The sequence below is a fragment of the Spiroplasma gladiatoris genome (genome assembly GCF_004379335.1).
In the GTDB taxonomy this organism is placed as follows: Bacteria; Bacillota_I; Bacilli_A; order Mycoplasmatales; family Mycoplasmataceae; genus Spiroplasma_A; species Spiroplasma_A gladiatoris.
Map to the genome: position 1 here is coordinate 490,686 of NZ_CP038013.1, position 20,798 is coordinate 511,483.

The 20,798-nt window shown below is 24.5% G+C and carries 13 protein-coding genes; all 13 read left to right on the plus strand.

Going from position 1 to position 20,798, the window contains the following annotated elements; all coding sequences use genetic code 4:
* Window positions 1-6 precede the first annotated feature (6 nt).
* Window positions 7-1,644 carry a YitT family ABC transporter gene (locus tag SGLAD_RS02305; protein WP_166739160.1) on the plus strand — a complete coding sequence of 546 codons (1,638 nt, stop codon included), beginning with the start codon at window positions 7-9 and terminating at the stop codon, window positions 1,642-1,644.
* 56 nt (window positions 1,645-1,700) lie between these two features.
* Entirely contained in the window at window positions 1,701-1,976 is a 276-nt protein-coding gene (locus SGLAD_RS02310; protein ID WP_134297432.1) for a post-transcriptional regulator, read from the plus strand.
* Between the two features lie 6 nt (window positions 1,977-1,982).
* A complete protein-coding gene (locus tag SGLAD_RS02315; protein WP_243831626.1) occupies window positions 1,983-5,678 on the plus strand; it encodes a protein translocase SecDF, variant type in 3,696 nt (1,231 codons plus the stop codon).
* 15 nt (window positions 5,679-5,693) lie between these two features.
* Entirely contained in the window at window positions 5,694-6,209 is a 516-nt protein-coding gene (locus SGLAD_RS02320; RefSeq protein ID WP_134298402.1) for an adenine phosphoribosyltransferase, read from the plus strand.
* 220 nt (window positions 6,210-6,429) lie between these two features.
* Window positions 6,430-8,553, plus strand: a complete 2,124-nt coding sequence (locus SGLAD_RS02325; protein WP_166739161.1) for an anaerobic ribonucleoside triphosphate reductase — start codon at window positions 6,430-6,432, stop codon at window positions 8,551-8,553.
* 5 nt (window positions 8,554-8,558) lie between these two features.
* Window positions 8,559-9,065 (plus strand): anaerobic ribonucleoside-triphosphate reductase activating protein, encoded by a 507-nt coding sequence (gene nrdG, locus SGLAD_RS02330; protein WP_134297435.1) that lies wholly within the window; start codon window positions 8,559-8,561, stop codon window positions 9,063-9,065.
* A 377-nt stretch (window positions 9,066-9,442) separates the two neighbouring features.
* Window positions 9,443-11,077, plus strand: coding sequence for an amino acid permease (locus tag SGLAD_RS02335; protein WP_166739162.1), 1,635 nt, complete (start codon window positions 9,443-9,445; stop codon window positions 11,075-11,077).
* Between the two features lie 57 nt (window positions 11,078-11,134).
* Window positions 11,135-13,168 carry a lipoprotein gene (locus SGLAD_RS02340; protein WP_134297437.1) on the plus strand — a complete coding sequence of 678 codons (2,034 nt, stop codon included), beginning with the start codon at window positions 11,135-11,137 and terminating at the stop codon, window positions 13,166-13,168.
* 154 nt (window positions 13,169-13,322) lie between these two features.
* Entirely contained in the window at window positions 13,323-15,335 is a 2,013-nt protein-coding gene (locus SGLAD_RS02345; protein WP_134297438.1) for a lipoprotein, read from the plus strand.
* A 198-nt stretch (window positions 15,336-15,533) separates the two neighbouring features.
* Window positions 15,534-17,843 (plus strand): RelA/SpoT family protein, encoded by a 2,310-nt coding sequence (locus SGLAD_RS02350; RefSeq protein ID WP_134297439.1) that lies wholly within the window; start codon window positions 15,534-15,536, stop codon window positions 17,841-17,843.
* Window positions 17,833-18,384 carry an ECF transporter S component family protein gene (locus SGLAD_RS02355; RefSeq protein WP_134297440.1) on the plus strand — a complete coding sequence of 184 codons (552 nt, stop codon included), beginning with the start codon at window positions 17,833-17,835 and terminating at the stop codon, window positions 18,382-18,384. Before SGLAD_RS02350 ends, SGLAD_RS02355 begins: the two co-directional genes overlap by 11 nt.
* 86 nt (window positions 18,385-18,470) lie before the next feature.
* On the plus strand, window positions 18,471-19,280 hold the full coding sequence (locus SGLAD_RS02360) for a hypothetical protein (protein WP_134297441.1): 810 nt from the start codon (window positions 18,471-18,473) through the stop codon (window positions 19,278-19,280).
* A 91-nt stretch (window positions 19,281-19,371) separates the two neighbouring features.
* Window positions 19,372-20,208 (plus strand): Cof-type HAD-IIB family hydrolase, encoded by an 837-nt coding sequence (locus SGLAD_RS02365; protein ID WP_134297442.1) that lies wholly within the window; start codon window positions 19,372-19,374, stop codon window positions 20,206-20,208.
* Window positions 20,209-20,798: the final 590 nt, after the last annotated feature.

Below are 20,798 nucleotides of genomic sequence, written 5' to 3' on the forward strand. Positions count from 1 at the left end.
AAGAAAATGGAAACTATAGATATTGATCCTCAAAAAGTTAATACAATAGAAGGTAATGATTCAAATCAAAAAGTAATAAAAGATTTGGATATGACTCATCTTGAAAATAAAATTATTTCTAAAAGAGAGCAAAGGTTGTTAGTACAATCATATTTTAAAAATAAGTTTTGAAAAGAGTTTTTAAAACTTATTTTAGCTGCATTTATAATTACTATCGCATTTGACTACTTTATTTCTGTTACTGGTAGAAATGGATTATTTCCTGCTGGTCTTGGTGCGTTTGCTAGATTTTTATCAATCTTAACATATGGAAATGATGTATCAAAACAAAGCTCATTTTATTTTATTTATTATTTTGTAATAAATGTACCTTTATTTATATTTGGATATATTAAATTAGGAAAGAAATTTAGTTATACAACAATTCTATTTGTTGCTTTACAAATAACTTTTGACCAAATTATTCAAATTATTCCTTATATTAACCCAACTGAATTTCATTTTATTGTCAATTATAAATTATTACAAGATATTACAAATTCGTGAAATGCAGGAATATGATTATTTGTTTTTGGTGTAATCGGAGGATTAATGCTGGGATTAAGTTATTCAATTGTTTATAAAATGGGTTCTTCTACTGGTGGTGCTGATTTTATTTCTATATATTATTCTAAAAAGAAAAATAAACCAATTGGTGCGATTAATCGTAATGTCAATTTAGTAATTTTAGCTGTTGTTATAACTTTAAATACAATTATTTTGCCAATGAATATGGTAAATCCAGATATTAAAGCAAATGTTTTAAATAATCTTGGTTTAGCAAAAGCGTTTGAAACTTATGATAAAAATAATGTCGATTTAATTAATTCTATTTTAAATTATTTATTTAATAAATCAGGATTAGTTGATGTAAATGGAGTTGTTAATCCTGATTTTGCCCATAACATGGGTTTAACAGATTTAAAAGGAAAAGATCACGCGCAATTAATTCAAGAAATTATTGAAAATTTAAAAGGAAAAAATAATTTTAATACTGATACTGGATGAAAATATTTAGTTGAATATGCCACTAAAAATGGTTATGGTGATGATTTACCAACCTCATTAGTTGCTCAAATTAAATTAGGATTTATATTTGGACCATCTTTATTCGCTTCTATTGGTCTTGTACTTGCTTCTGCAATAACCACTAATGCACTTTATCCAAAATTTACCGTAAGAACTTATTTAATTAAAACTAATAACCCTAAAGAAATTAACAAAACTCTTTTAGATAAAGGATATCAAAATGATATTATTAGTTGAGATGTTACAAATAGAATTAATCGAAATTATTTACACAGAGCTGTAATAATGGTTGCAATGACAGTTTTAAATTGAGATGAAATTGAAAAAGATATATTTATGGCAGATCCAAATGTAAAAATAAATATTTTACAAACTAAAGCCATTAAAGGTATTTTTGATTATGACATTAAGAAGAATGATGAAAGAGATGTTATTTTAAAAAAAATTACTTCAGATGAACAAGAGTTAGAAAAAATTCGTCAAATTGCACTTGTTAAATATAATAAAGAGCAAAAAAAAGCAAAACGAAAAAAAATGTTAAAAAGTCCAATTTCAAAAAATAATAAAAAAAATTAATAATTTAAACTTTAATTACTTTTTTTTGTATAATAAGTAAGTATGGTGATTGACAAATGAAAGACGAAGATATAATTAGCACAATCAAAATGATGCTAGAACTCAAACTTGTAGAGATCAAAACACAAATTAGTAATATTACTATTAAAGACCTTTATAATTATTTGACTAACATTATTTTAAAAAGAAATAAAATTGAGAATATCAATAATGCTGCTTATTATATAATGAACATAAAAGTTAATAAACTATTTGAATATTTAAACTATGAATCAATTAAAGACGATTCAAACACTATAGCTAATGATTTAAAAACCATTTTAGAAGGATAAGTGATTATGGTGAAAAAAAACTCGCCCAAAACTAAACTAAACAAATCTGGAAAATTTAATATATTTAGATTTTGTTCAATCTTTATAATACTTGCATCACTTTTAGTTGGAATCTTTTTTTCAACTGAACGTTTTACAGATAAATTTCGTTTAGGTAGTGATTTTAAAGGTTATTATTCTGCTCTAGTTGCGGTAAATAACGTAAATAAAGAAGCGGCAACTGGAGGTCAACCTAACGGTGATTCAAAAGAAGCAGCAAAAGTTTTAGAAGAACGTTTAAACCCAATGGGAACAAATCAAATTACAATTGAAACTGCTGGATTAAACTATTTGAAAGTTCTTTCTCCAGTTGAAGCGTATGATTCAGAAACTCAATTTAAAAATCAAATCCAAAGAAATGGTGGAGCGATTTTACTTAATGAAAAATATGAGGACTATCAATTAAAAATTGAAGACAAAAAAATAACTCGTTCTGGAATTACAGATTATTTTAGTGAAGCGAAAACAACTGCAATTACTTCTGGTAGTTCAAAAAGTCCTGCTATTCAATTTAAATTAAATGGAACAAAATTTAGTGATATTTTTAGTGAACAAGAAACTTCAGTTAATATGAAACTGATGGTTGATGCTGATGGTTTTTATAACGAAATTAGAAACTATTATAACACTGTAAAAAAAGATAAAACTGAAGATAAAATTGCAAGTTATTTTGATCAAGTAATAACACCAATGAGAAATTTGTATAAAAATTCAGATACTGAAGAGTTACAAAAAAGTACTTTATCTGATTTATTTGCTGGAACTTACGAAGAAATTGATACAGGTGGAAATAAAAGAAATATTTATACAAACTTGTTAGATGAAGAGGTCAGTCAATCTAAATTTTTAGAGTATGTTAATAGTAATTTTAAATTCTTGAGTGAGACTTCAAAATATGTTTATGATCCCAATGCAAAATCAGAGGATTTTAATGGCGAAGAAGCAAAATATGCAAATGATATTGAAGGATATAATAATTTAAACTCTTATACAAAAAATAAATTAGGAAAAATTGCTGATGTATTCAAAGCTATTAATACAATCGTTGGAAAATATTGAGATAATCAAAAATCAACAATGATTAATAACGAAAAAGCAATGTCTGAAAAAATAGGTAGCTATATCTTATATTCAGGAGCTATTACAAAACAACAATCAAATAATTCACTTGCTTATATAGATGGTTCTAATTTAAAAATTATTTTTTATGAACAACCAGAATCAGCTGCTCGTACTGGAGCTGCTGTATTTAACGCATCAACAAAAGGATTTGTATTTACAGTTAATAATATTTTAAAAACTAATCCTTCTGTAACTTCTTTAATGTTGCAACTTGCAATTATATTTTTAGGAGTTGTTGCATTAGCATTGTTAATTTACTCATTATTCTTATATAGAATTTTAGGGCTATTTATGATTGTTGTTATCTTAGCAATAACAACCTTGACATTAATGTCAACAACATGATTCGGACTTACTCTTGGAATTGAAGCAATTATTGCTGTTGCAATTATAGTTTCAATTAACTTAGAAATATTTTCAATGATATTTGAAAATATGAAGTTCAATTTATACGTTAAACAACGAAATATAAAAACCAGTTATAATATTTCAATTAAAGAAAATATTACTTTAGCGATTGACGTTTTAATTGCTTTAATAATTCCTTCAATTTCATTGTTTTGGATTACATCAAATGCAATTCAGTCCTTTGCAATAATTATTTTAATGGGAGTTGTGTTTACATTATTATTTACAGTTTTATTAGCAACAATTTTAAATAAATTATTAATATCAACAAATATTTTTAACAATAAACCAGAATTGTTTGCTTTAAACACTGATTTTGTAAATCAAGGAAAAGTATTTTTACAATATAAAATTAGAAATACAAAAAATAAAATTCAAAAATTAAAACAAAAAAATAGGGATACGAGTGCCTATGAACAAAAACTTGTAAAGCTTGAAGAAAAACTTAACATAAAAATCGAAACAGCAATTACAAAACAAAAAGCTTTACTTGAAAAATATAACCAAAAAATAAATAAAAAAATATCAGAGTATGAAACTAAGTTAAATAAAATCATTGATCCTAAAAAGGCAACTAAAAAAATGAGAATTGAATTCAAAATTAATGAATTAAAATACTTGTTAGAAGAAAAAGTTGATGTTGAAATGGATGAAGAAAGCGATGTTGTTTTAAATACTCAAGATAAAATTAAAATTAAATCTTATGAAAAAACTATTAGACATGGTTCAAAATTTGTTTTATTAGCATTAGCAGTATTTAGTATCGTAACTTCAATTCTTGGAGGGTTAAAAATTCCTAATTTGGACTCATCATTTGGTAATAGAGTTGAATATACTTTATGAGGTACAAAATTAGAGTCAATGTATAATGGGGTAAGATCATTTTCACAAAAATCAAGTGGTAGTGATGAGTTAAAAGAAAAAGTAACTCAAATGCTTGAAGAAAAAGATATAACACCTTCAAATAGTGACGAAAAACCTCCATTTGCAACAGTTGTTTATAGTTTCTTAGATATTGTATTTTCAAACGAAGATTATTTAAATTCAATTACAGATTCAATTGGAAATTCAGAAGCTTATAAATTTCATAACTACGCAATTAACTACGGAAATAATTTCAACTATGTTTCTTCATCAACAAATGATGATATTCAATGAGTTACTCTATCAGTAATTTCTGTAACTTATTCAGATTCATATACAATTAAAAATCTATTTGCAGAAGTTGGTGGATTCAACAAAACTCAAGAAATTGATAGTAATGGTGGTTTTGTTGCAAAACGTATTAGACCTTATACAATTGTTGATATGGCAATTCAAATGGCTTATGGAGTTCTTGCTATTGTATTAGCATTAGCAATCTATATCCTTATTAGATTTAAATGAACATACTATATTGCAATGGTAATTGGAATAATATTAGTACCTGTTTTAACACTTGGGGCAATAGTTTCGTTCTATATACCTTTAGGAATGACTTCATTAATAGCAGTTGCAGTGGCAATATCATTTACTTGTTTGACAATGTTTATGTTGTTTGGAAAAGTAAGAAACTTAATTGCAAATAAAGACGAAAATAGTATGATCAATTTCTTTAAAAAAGAAATAGAATATAGTATTGAAGTTAAAAATATGAAGAAAAAAATTAAAGATGAAATTTTCTTGAAAAAAGCTGATATGAAATTAAAAGCTAAAGAAAAAAAATTATCAAAAGAAGAAAGAAATGACTTGAAACTTGAATTTAAAAAATTCAAACAACAAAAATATATTGAGTATAAAGAAGTTAGAAAAAATAATAAAGTTGAGATTAATAAAGTTTCAAAAAGAAATAACTACTTAAAAGAAATTATGGTTCAATCATTTAAGTATGGAATTAAACGTTCTTTATTAATTGGAGTATTTTACATTATTATTTCATTATTATTATCAATAACTTTAACTTCATTAGCTTCATTTGGTTTAAGTGTAATAATTGGAATTGTTTCTTCGGGAATAATTATGTTATTTATTTGTTTACCAGTTTGAATTTGACTAGAACAAATTAGAATTAGAAATCACTTAACAAGAAAACGTTTTATAAACGGATTAAAAGTAACAGGTGAAGAACAAATTATCGAAGGGGTTAATGACTAATTTATGGACAAAAATTTAAATTTAAAAGATTATATTTTAGATGTAAATGATTTTCCGATTAAAGGAGTGGTTTTTAAAGATATCACTCCTTTATTAAATAATGTTGATGCATTTAAACAAGCTGTTAACCAAATGGTTGAATATGTTAAGTTAAAAAAAGCAAACGTTGTTGTTGCACCAGAAGCAAGGGGATTTTTATTCGCATCAGCTGTAGCTTATGCTGCAGATGTTAGATTTGTTTTGGTTAGAAAACCAGGTAAACTTCCAAGAGAAGTTATTGATATTGAATATGAACTTGAATACAATAAAGGTCATATTCAAATTCACAAAGATGATTTAAATGACCATGATAAAGTTGTTATTGTTGATGATGTTTTAGCAACTGGAGGAACTATGCAAGCAATTATTGATTTAGTTCACCAAAGTAAAGCAACAGTTAATGGTATTGTATTTTTAGCTGATCTTTTGTTTTTGCATGACAAAGATTTATTTAAAGAATACGATTCAAAGTCATTATTGACTTATAAATAAATATTTTATTTTCTTAAAAAGTGCTTTATTATAGGCGCTTTTTATTATCTTTAAACTTGATATTTTTCTTTTTATATGGTTTTATAAGTTTGAAGTAAAAATTAATGGGTTGAAAAAATAATATAAAATTTATCAATTCAAAAGCATAAGCACTGGGCGTATAATGTGCTTTGCTATTTTATTTCACTCAAAGTATAAAAATAGACAGGGTGGTTTTACAATGAGTGCAAAAGAATTAAATTATAGCAATATGATGAATGAATTCAGTCAAGTTATTTCTACAAAAAACAATGATTTAAAAAATGAAAATGCTAATATGAGTGGCGATACTGCAAGTGGAAAAATGATGAAATTTGCTTCAATCGGTGCTAAAGATTTTGCATTAGAAAATTTAGTAAATCCTGTTTATAGTGATTTACATAAAAAAGCATTGATACACATTCATGATTTAGATTACTATCCAACTAAATCAGCTACATGTGTTCAATATAATATTGAAGAGATATTTGAGAATGGATTTAGAACAAGAAATGGATTAATCAGAGAACCTCAGTCAATTGGAGTTTATGCTGAGTTAGCGGCAATTATTTTTCAAACTTGTCAAAATGAAATGCACGGAGGTCAAGCAATTCCTGCATTTGACTATTTTATGGCACCTGGTGTTAATAAAAGTTTTAGAAAAGCTTTGAAAAGAAATATTGAACAATTCTTTCAATTTTTTGATGAAAAAATTAATTTAGAAAAATTACAACTTATTTTAAAAGATGAAGAAATTAAGTTTAAAGAATTAGAATTTGAGCATGTAAAAAGACATGTTTCAAGTGATAAATTTACTTCTCAAATTTATGACAAAATTAGAGAAATGAGTATTAAAAATGTTGAGTATGAAACAGATCAAGCAATGGAAGGTTTTATTTATAATTTAAATACTCAACATTCAAGAGGTGGAAATCAAGTTGTTTTTTCATCAATTAATTTAGGAACAGACACCTCAAAAGAAGGAAGACAAGTTACAAGATCACTTTTAAAAGCGTTAAGAAATGGTTTAGGAAATGGTGAAACTTCAATATTCCCAATCGTAATTTTTAAAGTTAAAACTGGAGTTAATTTTGACGAAGAAAGTTATAATTTCGCAATGAGTATTGGCCAAGATAAATGATTTAGCGAAGAGTTAGTTTGAAAAACTCCAAATTTTGATTTATTTTTAGACTCAATTAGAACAACTAGTAGCAGATTATTTCCTAATTTCATGTTTTTAGATCAATCATATAATCAACACGAATTATGAAAACCAAATGATAAAAAAAATTGATATTATGAACCTGCAACAATGGGTTGTCGTACAAGAGTTTTTGAAAATGTAAACGGACCAAAAACTAGTGTTGGTAGAGGAAATTTAAGCTTTACTTCAATTAATTTACCTTTTATTGCTTTAGAATTATTAAAAAGCGAAGGAATCTTAAACGAAGGAAAAATTAATTATGAAAAAGCAAATTTTGCTGATTTAAAATTAAAGTTTTTACAAAAAATAAACACTTATTCTGCTGATGTTTGTGACCAATTATTTGATCGTTATAAGTATCAAATTAGTGCAATGGCAAAAGAGTTTCCGTTTTTAATGAAAAATAACGTTTTATCTGGAGGGCAAGATTTAGAAGCGGATCAATTTGTCGAATCAGTGTTTAAACAAGGTTCTTTGACAGTTGGTTTTGTTGGTCTTGCTGAAGCATTAAAAGCGTTATTAGGAGTTCATCATGGAGAAAGTGATGAAGCACAAGAGTTTGGATTACAAGTTGTTCAAGAAATTAACAATGTTGCTAATAATTGAAAAACTAAAACAAATTTAAATTTTGGAGTAATTGCAACTCCAGCTGAATCTGTTGCAGGAAGAATGGCAAAAGTAACAAGAAAAGCTTTTGGATCAATTCCCGAAATTACAAATCGTGATTATTTTACTAATTCTAATCATGTACCAGTTTATTACAATATTTCTGCAATTAAAAAAATTCAAAAAGAAGCTGCTTATCATCCAATTACACTTGGAGGAAGTATAAGTTATGTAGAGCTAGATGGAGAAGCTAAAAAAAATCTACATGCAGTTCTTTCGATAATTAATGCTATGAGAATTAGTGGAACAAATTATGGTAGTTTAAACCATCCAGTTGATAGATGTAAAAAATGTCACTACACTTCATTAATTCCTTTAAGTTGTCAAAGTTGTGGAAATACTGATATATCTAGAACTAGAAGAATAACAGGATATTTAGTTGGTGACTTAGATGGTTGAAATCAAGGGAAACAAGCAGAAGAAGCTGATAGAGTAAAACATAAATTTCAAGAGTAATTAATATGAAAATATTAAAAATTTATAAAGAAACAATTAGTGATGGACCTGGAATTAGATATTCAATTTATATAGCAGGGTGTTTACATGCTTGTAAAGGGTGTCACAATATGTTAAGTTGAAGTTTCAAATTAGGAAAAGAGTTCACAAAAGATTATGAAGAAGAAATATTAAAGGATTTAAAAGCAAATCCTTTATTAAACGGAGTCACATTTAGTGGTGGAGATCCAATGTTTAGTTCGATTGAAGTTTTAAAGTTTATTAAGAGAATTAAACTTGAAACTAATTTAAATATTTGACTTTATACCGGGTTTACAATTGAAGAGTTAATCGAACAAAGAAACAATAATAAAGAGTCTTTTGCTAGATTTGAAATATTAAAAGAAATAGATATTTTAGTTGATGGAAGATTTGTTTTGGAGTTATATGATCCTAAAATTTTATATCGAGGAAGTAGTAATCAAAGGTTGATTGACACAAAACAATACCTGAAAAAAAATAATTTATTTTAAACTCATTTAAAATGAGTTTTTTTATTCTTTATTTTATATAACTAGATATGTTAATAATGATATAATATTATTGGTAAATTTTAACTTTAATTTTAAATTGTTAAAATTTTACTAATTAAATTGATACAAAAATTGTAAAGGAATGAAAATATGCAAAATTCAATCAAAACTTTTAAAAAGTTAATAATTTTCAAAACCAATATATATTTACTTTTAAAGTATTTTTTGGATTTTTTTACCTATGCATAAAGTAATTAATTTAAAAAATGTATAATAACAAATGTTAATTATACTTATTGAAAGTAAATATAAATTTATAATTTTAAATTTATATTTTTTTTATGTTTTATCAATTTAGATATGAAAGGAGAATTGAAATGGAAAATAAGAATAATTTAAAAATTGATCCAACTGATGTTTTGCACCCTCAAATTAACAATAAAAACGCAAGAAAATCAGCTGCATTTGATTTTTGAAGAGTATTTTCTATTGTTTTTGGAAACTCAATTGGAGTAGGGATTTATTTAAAAAGTAAACAAGCTTTATTAGCGGCACATAATCCCTATATAGTTCTAATTGTGTTATTTTTAATGTCATTTATTGGTGTATCAATGGTGTTTGTTTTTATTGAACTTGGCACAAGCGCAAAAAACCGATATCATACTCATACTGCATTTGCAGAAACTTTTATAGGAAGAAGAACAGGAAGTTTATTTTCATTATTTTATTGTGTCATATATATTCCTGTTTATGTTGGTTTAATGGCAATTACTGTTTCATATTATGTTTTTAGAGTGATCGATGACTATCATGACAATCAAGCATGAATAAATGCTGATATCGAAGCATTCTTGATAATATTTATAGCAGTTCTAATTATATTTTTTATGTGTATATCAAACGGTTATGCTTCAAACGGGTGATTTAAATATCTACATATATTTTTTAATAACTTAAAATTTTTACCATTATTGTTTGTAATTGGTCTTGGTATTTATGCCAAATTTCAATTAAGTACCACTGCATTTGTTAGTTCAAATACTTCTCAATGAAAGTTTAGCTATTTTATACTAGTAATTCCAATGTTGCTATTTGAACTTGATGGATTTATGTATGGTTCTAGTATAGAAAAACAAATAACTCATAAAAGGATGCTTGTTATTGGTCAAGTTGTTGGAGTTATTTTAGTAGTATTTGTTAATGTTTTATTTGCAGTATCTCTATATTTTGGTACAACTGATGCTGATTCATTTTCGCTTATTAATTTAATTCTTTCAAAAGAAGCTGCACTTGTTTGCAAACTTATAATTGCTGTAGTTGTTTTGGGTTCGGTTGCAGGATTTACAAGTTTTGGAGTAATTAATCTATCTAGTACCACAGATAATGATGGAGTTCAATTGGTGCATTACAAAAATGCAAAAGCAATGATTTCGCATCGACTAAGTGGATTTATAAATGCAATTTTAATATCAATAACTCTAGTTGTAATAACAACAACATCATGGTTAGTTTATCGTGATGGCTTACAAAGAAATGATCAAATGAGTGAATTTTACTATGTAGGTCAAGGTGTCACATATTTAATTGATAAAATTAGTGATTCTGTTGTTGTACTTGCTTTTACTACTTACTTAGTATTAATGTTAGCAGCACTAGTAAATCACAAAACCAATAAAGTTAATGATGTTACAAAAGTAAAAGGTAGTGTTTATTTTAATTCGATTGCTTCAACAATAATGAGTCTATTTTTACTTTATATTTTTTATGATATATTTAGTAAGTTTGGATCAAATGATATTGGACAAATTTTACAACCTGCTTTTGTTTTAATTTTTTTACTTGTATTAATGATTGCTTTTATAGTTAATGAAGCTAAGTTATCAAAAGTTAATATTGATGAAAACGACTTTATTTTAAGACTAAATCCTAAAAATTGAAATAAAAAATATAATCGTCAAGTTGAAACTAATAAATATAAAGAAAAATACAAAAATTTTTATAAAAATTTATAAACTTTAAATTAAATTTTATTATTTTTTGTTTATAATATAAATAAAAAAAGGAGAAATATGAAAAAAATATTAGGTTTATTATCTGCGATCACATTAACAGCTTCAACCGTATCTTATGTTGTTGCATGTCCTAAAAAAGAAGTAGAAGAAGGTGAAGGTGAAGAAAATTCAGATACAAACAAACTTCCAGAAGTACCAGATTACAACTTAACTCTTACAGATTATTTAAAAGAAGTAAATGATATTATTAATGATGAGGTTAAGAGTGCTAGTGAAACATGATTCCAAGAGGTTAAAGATGACTCAAGTTTTTCATTTATTAAACCTGATGTTATAAAAAGTTTAAAAGGTATTAATTTAGATGGAACATCTACATCGTTAAAAACTATTTTTGAAAGTCCTGAAAACAACGGTAAAAAAGAAAGATTTGTAAGTGATATTAAAAGTTTAGTTAACTTTCAAAATATTAATGATAAAGTTATAAAACTAAAAGATGATACAAAATATAGTATTTTATTATCATCAATAAATGAAAATGAACTAATCACTTTAGATGAACAAGCTTTATTGAGTTATGACAGTGGTATAATTAAATTTTCTGAAACAGATCAAATTACTCCTACAAACATTGCAGAAGAAAATAAACCTAAAGATTCATTCATAAATATTGATACAAAATTTGGTTTTACATTAAAATATTATGAAAATGATGAAAATAAAACAGTTAAAGAAGATAAAAGTTTTAAAGATTTTGGTTTTAATTTTACTTCAACATCCAATAATGCATTAACTGAACTAATAAATAAAAAAACTAAGGAGCTTAAATATTCATTTATTGGTGATGTTAATTTTAACACTTTATTAAAAAATGAAAATACTAATAATAATGATGATGATAAATTTATAATTAATGACCAAGATACAATAAAAGAAATGATTAAAAATAAATTTAAAGGTAATAATTTTAAAAAAGCTATTGTAGAAAAAATCAAAGAAGGAACAAATATTTTAAATAATAATGTAAAAATTGAGTTTGAGAACGATGATTCAGAAAATAGTTTTGTTGATTTAACAGATAGAAAATTAAACAGTAACGGAGAAATTTGAGATTATTCATTAAGTGCTACAACAGAAAGTAAATTTAAATGAAAAGATAATGATGATTACACAACAATTGACGGTTTGGCAAAAAATGAAAAATTATACAACTATATTTTTAAAAAAATTGATAATGAAAAAGTATTAGAAAAATATGATGAATCTGTATACAATTATGTTAAAGATAATTATAAAAATTGATTAGCTGATTACTATGCGCATATTACAGATAACAATGAAGCAAAAGCTTCTGAAGGTTTAAAAAAATCAACAAGTTTAGGATTATTTAATATAAAAGGATTAAAACTAAAAATCAACAATTTTTCTGTTGATTTAAGTGAATTCTATATTGCAGCAGGATATCAAGTTAGTGATGAAGAAATTACAAGTTCTGATTTAAATGAAAATTCTGTAATTTTTAAATCAATTGTTGCAAACTTAACAAAAGGAATTAAAGCATATCAAGATACATTTGGTATAGAAAACACAACAGATGACTATAAAATAGCTGCTTTTAATGGTGGTGATATAAATGGTAAAAACTTATGAGATAGCTTTGACCAAAACTATATTTCAGGGCTGTATAGTGGTAATAATAAAGGTGTTGCTATGATGTATTGAGCATCAGTTTTAAGAAGAATGAGCAATGTTTTATCACTTGATATTTCAAATAGAAAAGATAATGGACTTGAAGTTCAAGATGCTGCAAGAAAAGTTTTATTAAATAAAGGAAATCAGACTGTTTATAATTGACAATTTATTAAAGAAACACTTGTAAGTTTCATATTAAAAAATGATATTAATGGAGACCCTAATACAAATGGGTTCTATATGGATGCTATTTATTATTCTGGAGATGATACATCTGATATAAGATTTAAATTAAACTTTATCGATGTTACATTTACTACTGATAGAATTTGAAAGAAATACGGAACAGTTACTGAAATGTATAAAAATAGATCTATTATTGAAAATACAAGAAAAAAATAACATTTAAAAATCTTTAAAAAATTTATTCAAAAATAAATTTTTTAAAGATTTTCTTATTTTATATATTTAAATTAGGACAATAATTAGTTTTTTTTTAAAAATTATTGTTTTTTTTTTTTTTTTTGTTATAGTTGTGTTCATACGGAGGAAAAAAATGAAAAAAATATTAAGTTTATTATCTGCAATCACATTAACAGCTTCAACTGTATCTTATGTTGTTGCATGCCCTAAAAAGACAACAGAAGAAAAAACTGATGATAACGGCCCTATCGCAGAAGAGCCAGATTACAACCTAGCTTTGTCAGATTATTTAAAAGAAGTAAATGAAATTATTAACAATGAAGTTAAAAGTGCTAGTGAAACATGATTTCAAGAAGTTAACGATGACTCAAGCTTCTCGTTTATTAAACCTAATATTATAAAAAGCTTAAAAGGTATTAAAGAGGATGGAGAAACGACTTCTTTAAAAACTATTTTTGATAACTCTGAAAATAGTGATAAAAAAGAAGGATTTATAAGTGACTTTAAAAGCTTAATTAACCTTCAAAATATAAATGAAAAAATTATAAAACTGAAAGAAAATACAAAATATTCTATTTTATTATCATCAATAAATGAAAATGAACTAATTACTTTAGATGAACAGGCTTTATTAGGTTATGATATTGGTGGAATTAAATTTTCTGAAACAGATCAAATTACTCCTACAAACATTGCAGAAGAAAATAAACCTAAAGATTCATTCATAAATATTGATACAAAATTTGGTTTTACATTAAAATATTATGAAAATGATGGAAATAAAACAGTTAAAGAAGATAAAAGTTTTAAAGATTATGGTTTCAATTTTACTTCAACATCCAATGCCGCATTAACTGAACTAATAAATAAAAAAACTAAGGAGCTTAAATATTCATTTATTGGTGCTAATAATTTTAACACTCTTTTAAAAAATGAGAATACTACTAATGATGATGATAAATTTATAATTAATGACCAAGATACAATAAAAAAAATGATTGAAAATAAATTTAAAGGTAATGAGTTTAAAAATGCTATTGCAGATAAAATTAAAGAAGGAACAAATATTTTAAATAGTAATGTAAAAATAGAATTTGAAAGTAATTCTAATGATAGTTTTGTTGATTTAACAGATAGAAAATTAAACAGTAACGGAGAAATTTGAGATTATTCATTAAGTGCTACAACAGAAAGTAAATTTAAATGAAAAGATAATGATGATTACACAACAATTGACGGTTTGGCAAAAAATGAAAAATTATACAACTATATTTTTAAAAAAATTGATAATGAAAAAGTATTAGAAAAATATGATGAATCTGTATACAATTATGTTAAAGATAATTATAAAAATTGATTAGCTGATTACTATGCGCATATTACAGATAACAATGAAGCAAAAGCTTCTGAAGGTTTAAAAAAATCAACAAGTTTAGGATTATTTAATATAAAAGGATTAAAACTAAGAATCAACAATTTTTCAGTTGATTTAAGTGAATTTTATATTGCAGCAGGATATCAAGTTAGTATCGAAGACATAACAGATGATAAATTAGATGAAAACTCTGTAATTTTTAAATCAATTGTTGCAAACTTAACAAAAGGAATTAAAGCATATCAAGATACATTTGGTATAGAAAACACAACAGATGACTATAAAATTGCTGCATTTAGTGGTGGTGAGATAAATGGTCAAAACTTATGAGATAGTTTCGACCAAAATTATATTTCAGGATTAACTGATTCTAATAAAGGAATAGGTATGTTGTATTGAGATTCTGTTTTATCAAGATTCAGTAAAGTCTTATCACTCGATATTTCAGATAGAAAAGATAATGGAATCGAAGTTCAAGATGCGGCAAGAAAAAGTTTATTAAGTAAAGGGAATCAAACATTTTATAATTGAGAATTTATTTCAAAAACTTATATAGGGAGCACTCTTAAAAAAGATGTCAGTTCAGATTATGATAAAAATGGTTTTATTATATCTAATATATATGACAAAGGTAGTTTAACTTCTGATGTAAAGTTTAAATTAAACTTTATTAATGCAATATTTACAACTGATAGAATATGGAATCTATATAAAAATGAATCTGAAAGATATAGATATAGAGCGTTTATTGAAAACACAAGAAAAGAATAATAAATATTATAAATTATGTTTTTAATTATTTTAAAATTAATACTACAAAAAAATACACTTCTGTGTATTTTTTTGTATATTGTTTATTTTTGATTAAAAGATATAATTATATTTAATTGATATATTTAAATTTTTTAAGTTAATTTATTATAAAATTATTATAATTATATCTTATATTTAATAAAAAGGGGCAAAATAATGACAAAAGATATAGGAAATTTTCATTACGTTGAGTGTAGGGATTTAGACACATTAATTACAGAAATGAGAAAATACATTAAAAAAGAAGATGCTATTGAAGAAGTTAAAAAAGCATATTTTTATGCTGAAGAAAAACATAAAGATCAAAAGAGAAAAAATGGTGATCCCTATATTATTCATCCACTTTCAACAGCTTATTATCTTTCTCAATGAAGAATGGGTCCAAAAACTATTATTGCTGGACTTTTACATGATGTTATTGAAGACACACCAGTTACTTTTGAAGAAGTAGAAGAAATGTATGGGACTGATGTTGCAGATATTGTTGAAGCTGTAACTAAAGTAAGTTATTTTACAGAAGAAAATCGTGCTCAAATGAAAGCTCAATATTTACGAAAATTATTTTTATCAATGATTAGAGATATAAGAGTAATTATTGTAAAAATAGCAGATCGCATGCATAATATTCTAACATTAAAATATATGACGCCTGACAAACAAAAACTAATTGCAAAAGAAACATTAGAAATTTATTCTACAATTGCTCATAGAATTGGGATGAAATCTGCAAAGAACTTATTAGAAGATTATTCTTTTGAATATTTAAATCGTGATGAATATAATAAAATCGCAAATTTATTAGAAGAGGATAAAGAAGCGAGATTAGAAATAATAAATGAAATAATTAATGATATTGAAAGAAAAATTTTATTGGACTCAAATTTAAGTGATGTTGATGTATTTGGAAGATCTAAAACAATATATTCAATTTATCGAAAAATGCATTTTTTTGGTAAATCATTTCAAGATATCAACGATATTTTAGCGGTTAGAATTATTACTCAAAATATTGATGATTGTTATCGTATTTTGGGTTGAATTCATCAAATGTATACACCACTTAGTGGTAGATTTAAAGATTATATTGCAACACCAAAAAACAATTTATATCAATCATTACATACAACATTAGCGAACAAAGATGGAATTATTTTTGAAGTTCAAATAAGAACAAGAGAAATGGATGATATAGCAGAACATGGAGCAGCGGCTCATTGAAAATATAAAGAAGATGAAGCAAATATTGATATTGCCGCTAAACAAAGAGAGATTGATGAAAAAGTTGATATGTTTACAAGATTGATGAATCTTGAAAAGTTAGCTTCAAATGGTGAAGAAGTTGAGTATGATAAAACAATTCAAGTTTATGAAGAAGATGATATTGAACAAACTTTTAAAACTGATTATTTAACAGCGATGATTTATGTATTAACTCCAGATGGTCATGTTATTACCTTACCGTTTGGATCATCGGTTTTAGATTTTGCTTACAAAATTCATACTGATGTTGGAAATAAAACAATTGGTGCAAAAATTAATGGAGTGTTTTCTCCATATAATACAACTTTAAACTCAGGAGAAATTATTGAAATTCAAACTTCAAATGACGCTGAACCTCAAGAAAAATGATTGAGATTTGTTATTACAACAACTGCTAGAAAAGCAATTGAACAAAGTTTAGCAAAAAAAGCTGAAATAGAAAAAAAAGAGGAAAAAATAACAAATCAAAAACTAATTAGAAATACTAAACGTGAAGTTGATCGTTATATAATAGCAAATAATTTAAAATGACAAGTAAACTCAGTTGATGAAATTCAAAGAAAGTTAAAAATATTGGATTATAAAAATATTGATGATTTTTTATTATCAGTTGGAAAAGGGGATTTTTCTATTTCTGAAGCTGTAAATTTTGTTTATGTTTCAAAAGAAGAGTTAAAAGATATTGATAAAATAAACGATATGAAAACAAGAAAATACAAATCAGTTGTTGGTCGTGATGATATAAGAATAAATGGTATTGAAAGAATTAGTTGTGTCCTTGCTCAATGTTGTTATCCAGTTCCTTTTGAAAGTATAACAAGTTATATGTCTAAAACAAAAGGGATTCAAGTTCATCGAAGCGAATGTGTAAATATTGTAAATATTAGAAAAACTAAAGATATATTAAAAGCAGAATGAATTAATTCGAAAACAAAAAACAAAAAATACTATGCAAAAGTTAGAATAGAAACTCAAGATCGTCCAGGTATTTTACTAGATATTGTAAATATTCTTACTTCAAGAAGAATTAACATATCGCAAATTAAAACAATTGCAAATGAACTTGATTATCTAGTTAAAGGCAGTTTAATTGTTGAAATTTCTAATTTAGAAGAATTAAATTCATTGTTGAACAATTTAAAAGAATTACCTGGTATTATTAAGGTTAAAAGAGTTCTTTCTATAGGAGAACGTATTGATTTTTAATCAATTTTTTAAGATGAAAAAAATTTTTAATACAAAAAACATAACAATTTGCGCAACGTTAGCAAGTATAATGGTTGTTTTAAGTTTGTTCTCTTATTTTTTATCTAATATTACAGGTAAATCTATTTTTCAAATTAGTGATATTGTTTATTTATCAATGTTTGTCACAACAATTAATCCACTAGTTTTAATATTTAGCTCTTGTATAGCAGGTGTTTTAATAGATTTATATATGGGAGGATTTATTTTTATTCCATTCACAATTATAATTAAAATTTTAATTGGTGTTATTGTTTATTTTTTAAATAAAAAAATAAAAATATTTTTTTCTATTCCAATTGCTTATTTATGTATTTATTTATATGTAATCTATGTATTAGTTTTATACGATAAAAGTTCAGCTGTTGTAGAATTAATTACTGATAGTATCCAATATTTAGTTACTGTAAGTTTTTCGTTATTAATAATTGGTTCTAAAAATTGAAAAGAATATAGTAAATATAAAAAAAATAATATAAAAAAAACTAGAATTAAAAGTTAACTGTTAAAGTTTTAAGATAGGAATAGATTGTTTCAAATGAACTTTTATGCTATACTTAATATATTATATGAGAAAGGGTTACATACATGAAAAAAGAAATGATATACCTACCTATTCTTGAATTTGTGCAAGCTAATTTAGATTTTAATATTGCTTCAAATAGAAAAGACTCAGAATATGATTTTAACTTTACAAGATGAAAAACACTAATATTTTCAAGTCAAAAACTTAAATTTGTTTTAAAATATGCTCAATCAGTTTTACAATGATTAAGCAAAGTTGTTGATGTAAAAAACTTTAATGTATCAATCGATACTACAACAGTTGATCGCTTTAATTTTTCAATTTATGAGTTTGACACACATGTTTTTAACTGTACTTTAGTTACTAACTTTTATCTAATTCCAGAAGAAGATTGATCTTCAAAAATATTTGAAATGCACTTTTCAAAATATGATTTAACAAATGGCGTATTAAACATTAAAGACTTAACAAGTTTTTGAAAAGGCGAAGAAGGTTTTGAAAAGTTTGTAAATATGCTATATGCAATTATAAAAGAACCTTACAAATTTGAAAAGCAAGCACCAATTCAATGACAAGTTGATTTTAAAGATAAAAAATTGTCAAGTTCTCAAATTAGAATGCAAATTTCTTCATTAATTAATACTGGAATAAGACCTGAAGACCCTTATTTAACAATTGAACAAGCTTTAAAAATTGAACAAGGAGCTAATCCTGAAATAGTTGCTCAAGAAGCAAAAGCAGAAAATGAAAAAAGACAAATAATTAATCCGATTTGAGACGAAGCAATTGAACAAGAAGCAAAATATAAAGATTTAAATTTTGCAATGCAAAAGTCTCGTGGAATTGATCCTAAGAAAAAGAAAAGAAGATAATAAAAAATTATATTTAATACACAAATTAAGTATAATTTTTTTTATTTAATTTATTTTTGTTTTAAAATAAACTTGTAAGTGAGGAAGAATAATGATTAAAGCAATTTTATTAGATATTGACGGAACTTTAACTAATAATCAAAAACAAATATTACCAAAAACAAAACAAGCTCTTTTAGAAGCTCAAAATAAAGGAATTAAATTAATTTTAGCTTCTGGGAGACCTACAAAAGGTTTATATAAGTATGCAAAAGAGTTAGAAATGGATAAACACAACGGTTTATTAATTTCTTTTAATGGAGCTGTAATATACAATTTTCAAACAAAACAAAAAATTTATGAACAAAGTATTGATCATAGAGATGTTATTGATGTATTAAATCATATGAAAAACTTTGAAGTGATTCCAATGATTTATGATGACAATTATATTTATGTTAACAACGTTTATAAAAATCAAGTAGCTAGTAAAGTATTTGGAAACATTAATATTATTGAATATGAAGCAAGAAATACAGATTATTTATTATGTGAAAAACCTGATCTTTCACAAGAGTTAAACTTTAATGTTTGTAAGATATTAGTTGCAGGTGATCCAGATTACTTAATTAATAATTATAAAAATATGGCAAAACCTTTTTTAGATAAATTAAACTCAATGTTTACAGCAGAGTTTTATTATGAATTTACAGATAAAGGTGTTGATAAAGCGAATGCTTTAAGTAAAGTTTTGCCATCTTTAAATTTAAAACAAGATGAATTAATAGCATTTGGTGATGGTCATAACGATTTAACTATGATTGAATATTCAGGAATCGGTGTTGCTATGGGTAATGCAGTCGAAGAATTAAAAAGTAGAGCACAATTTATAACTAAAACAAATGAAGAAGATGGTATTGCATTTGCTTTAGAAAAATACTTGCTATAGTATAAACTGTGAAAATAAAAGAACATGTAATGTATTAAAAGGGATTAATAATTTCATTAATTAATTTAAATAAAATAGTTAAATTTATGTTAATAAATAAAGATTAATGAAAAAACTGTATATATTTGAATATAATTGACAAAAATCAAAAAATTAATTTGACATAAATATTATTTTTTAATATTTATACTGAAAATATATAAAAAAACTAAATTAAAAAACATTAAAAATTTTATAAACAATTTTATAAAAAATAAAAAATATATAATAATTTAATAGCTTAAAAGAGTAAATTGTAAAAAGGTATTTGTTAACTTGTTTAAATTTAGAAAAAAAACATAAATTTATTCTAAACCGTTAAATTCTATAAAAAAAGAAATTTTTTATAGAGTAAATAAGTTAGAAAATAACTGATAAAAAATTTAAAATACGTATAATTAAAAAACATTATTATTTATTTATTTTAATTAAACACTCTTTAAATATTTTTTCTTTTTTTAAAAAAGTTATTCAATTACATAAAATAACTAATTATTTAAAAATATAAGAATAAATATTATAGTAACACCTTTTTTAACTCTAATTAATCT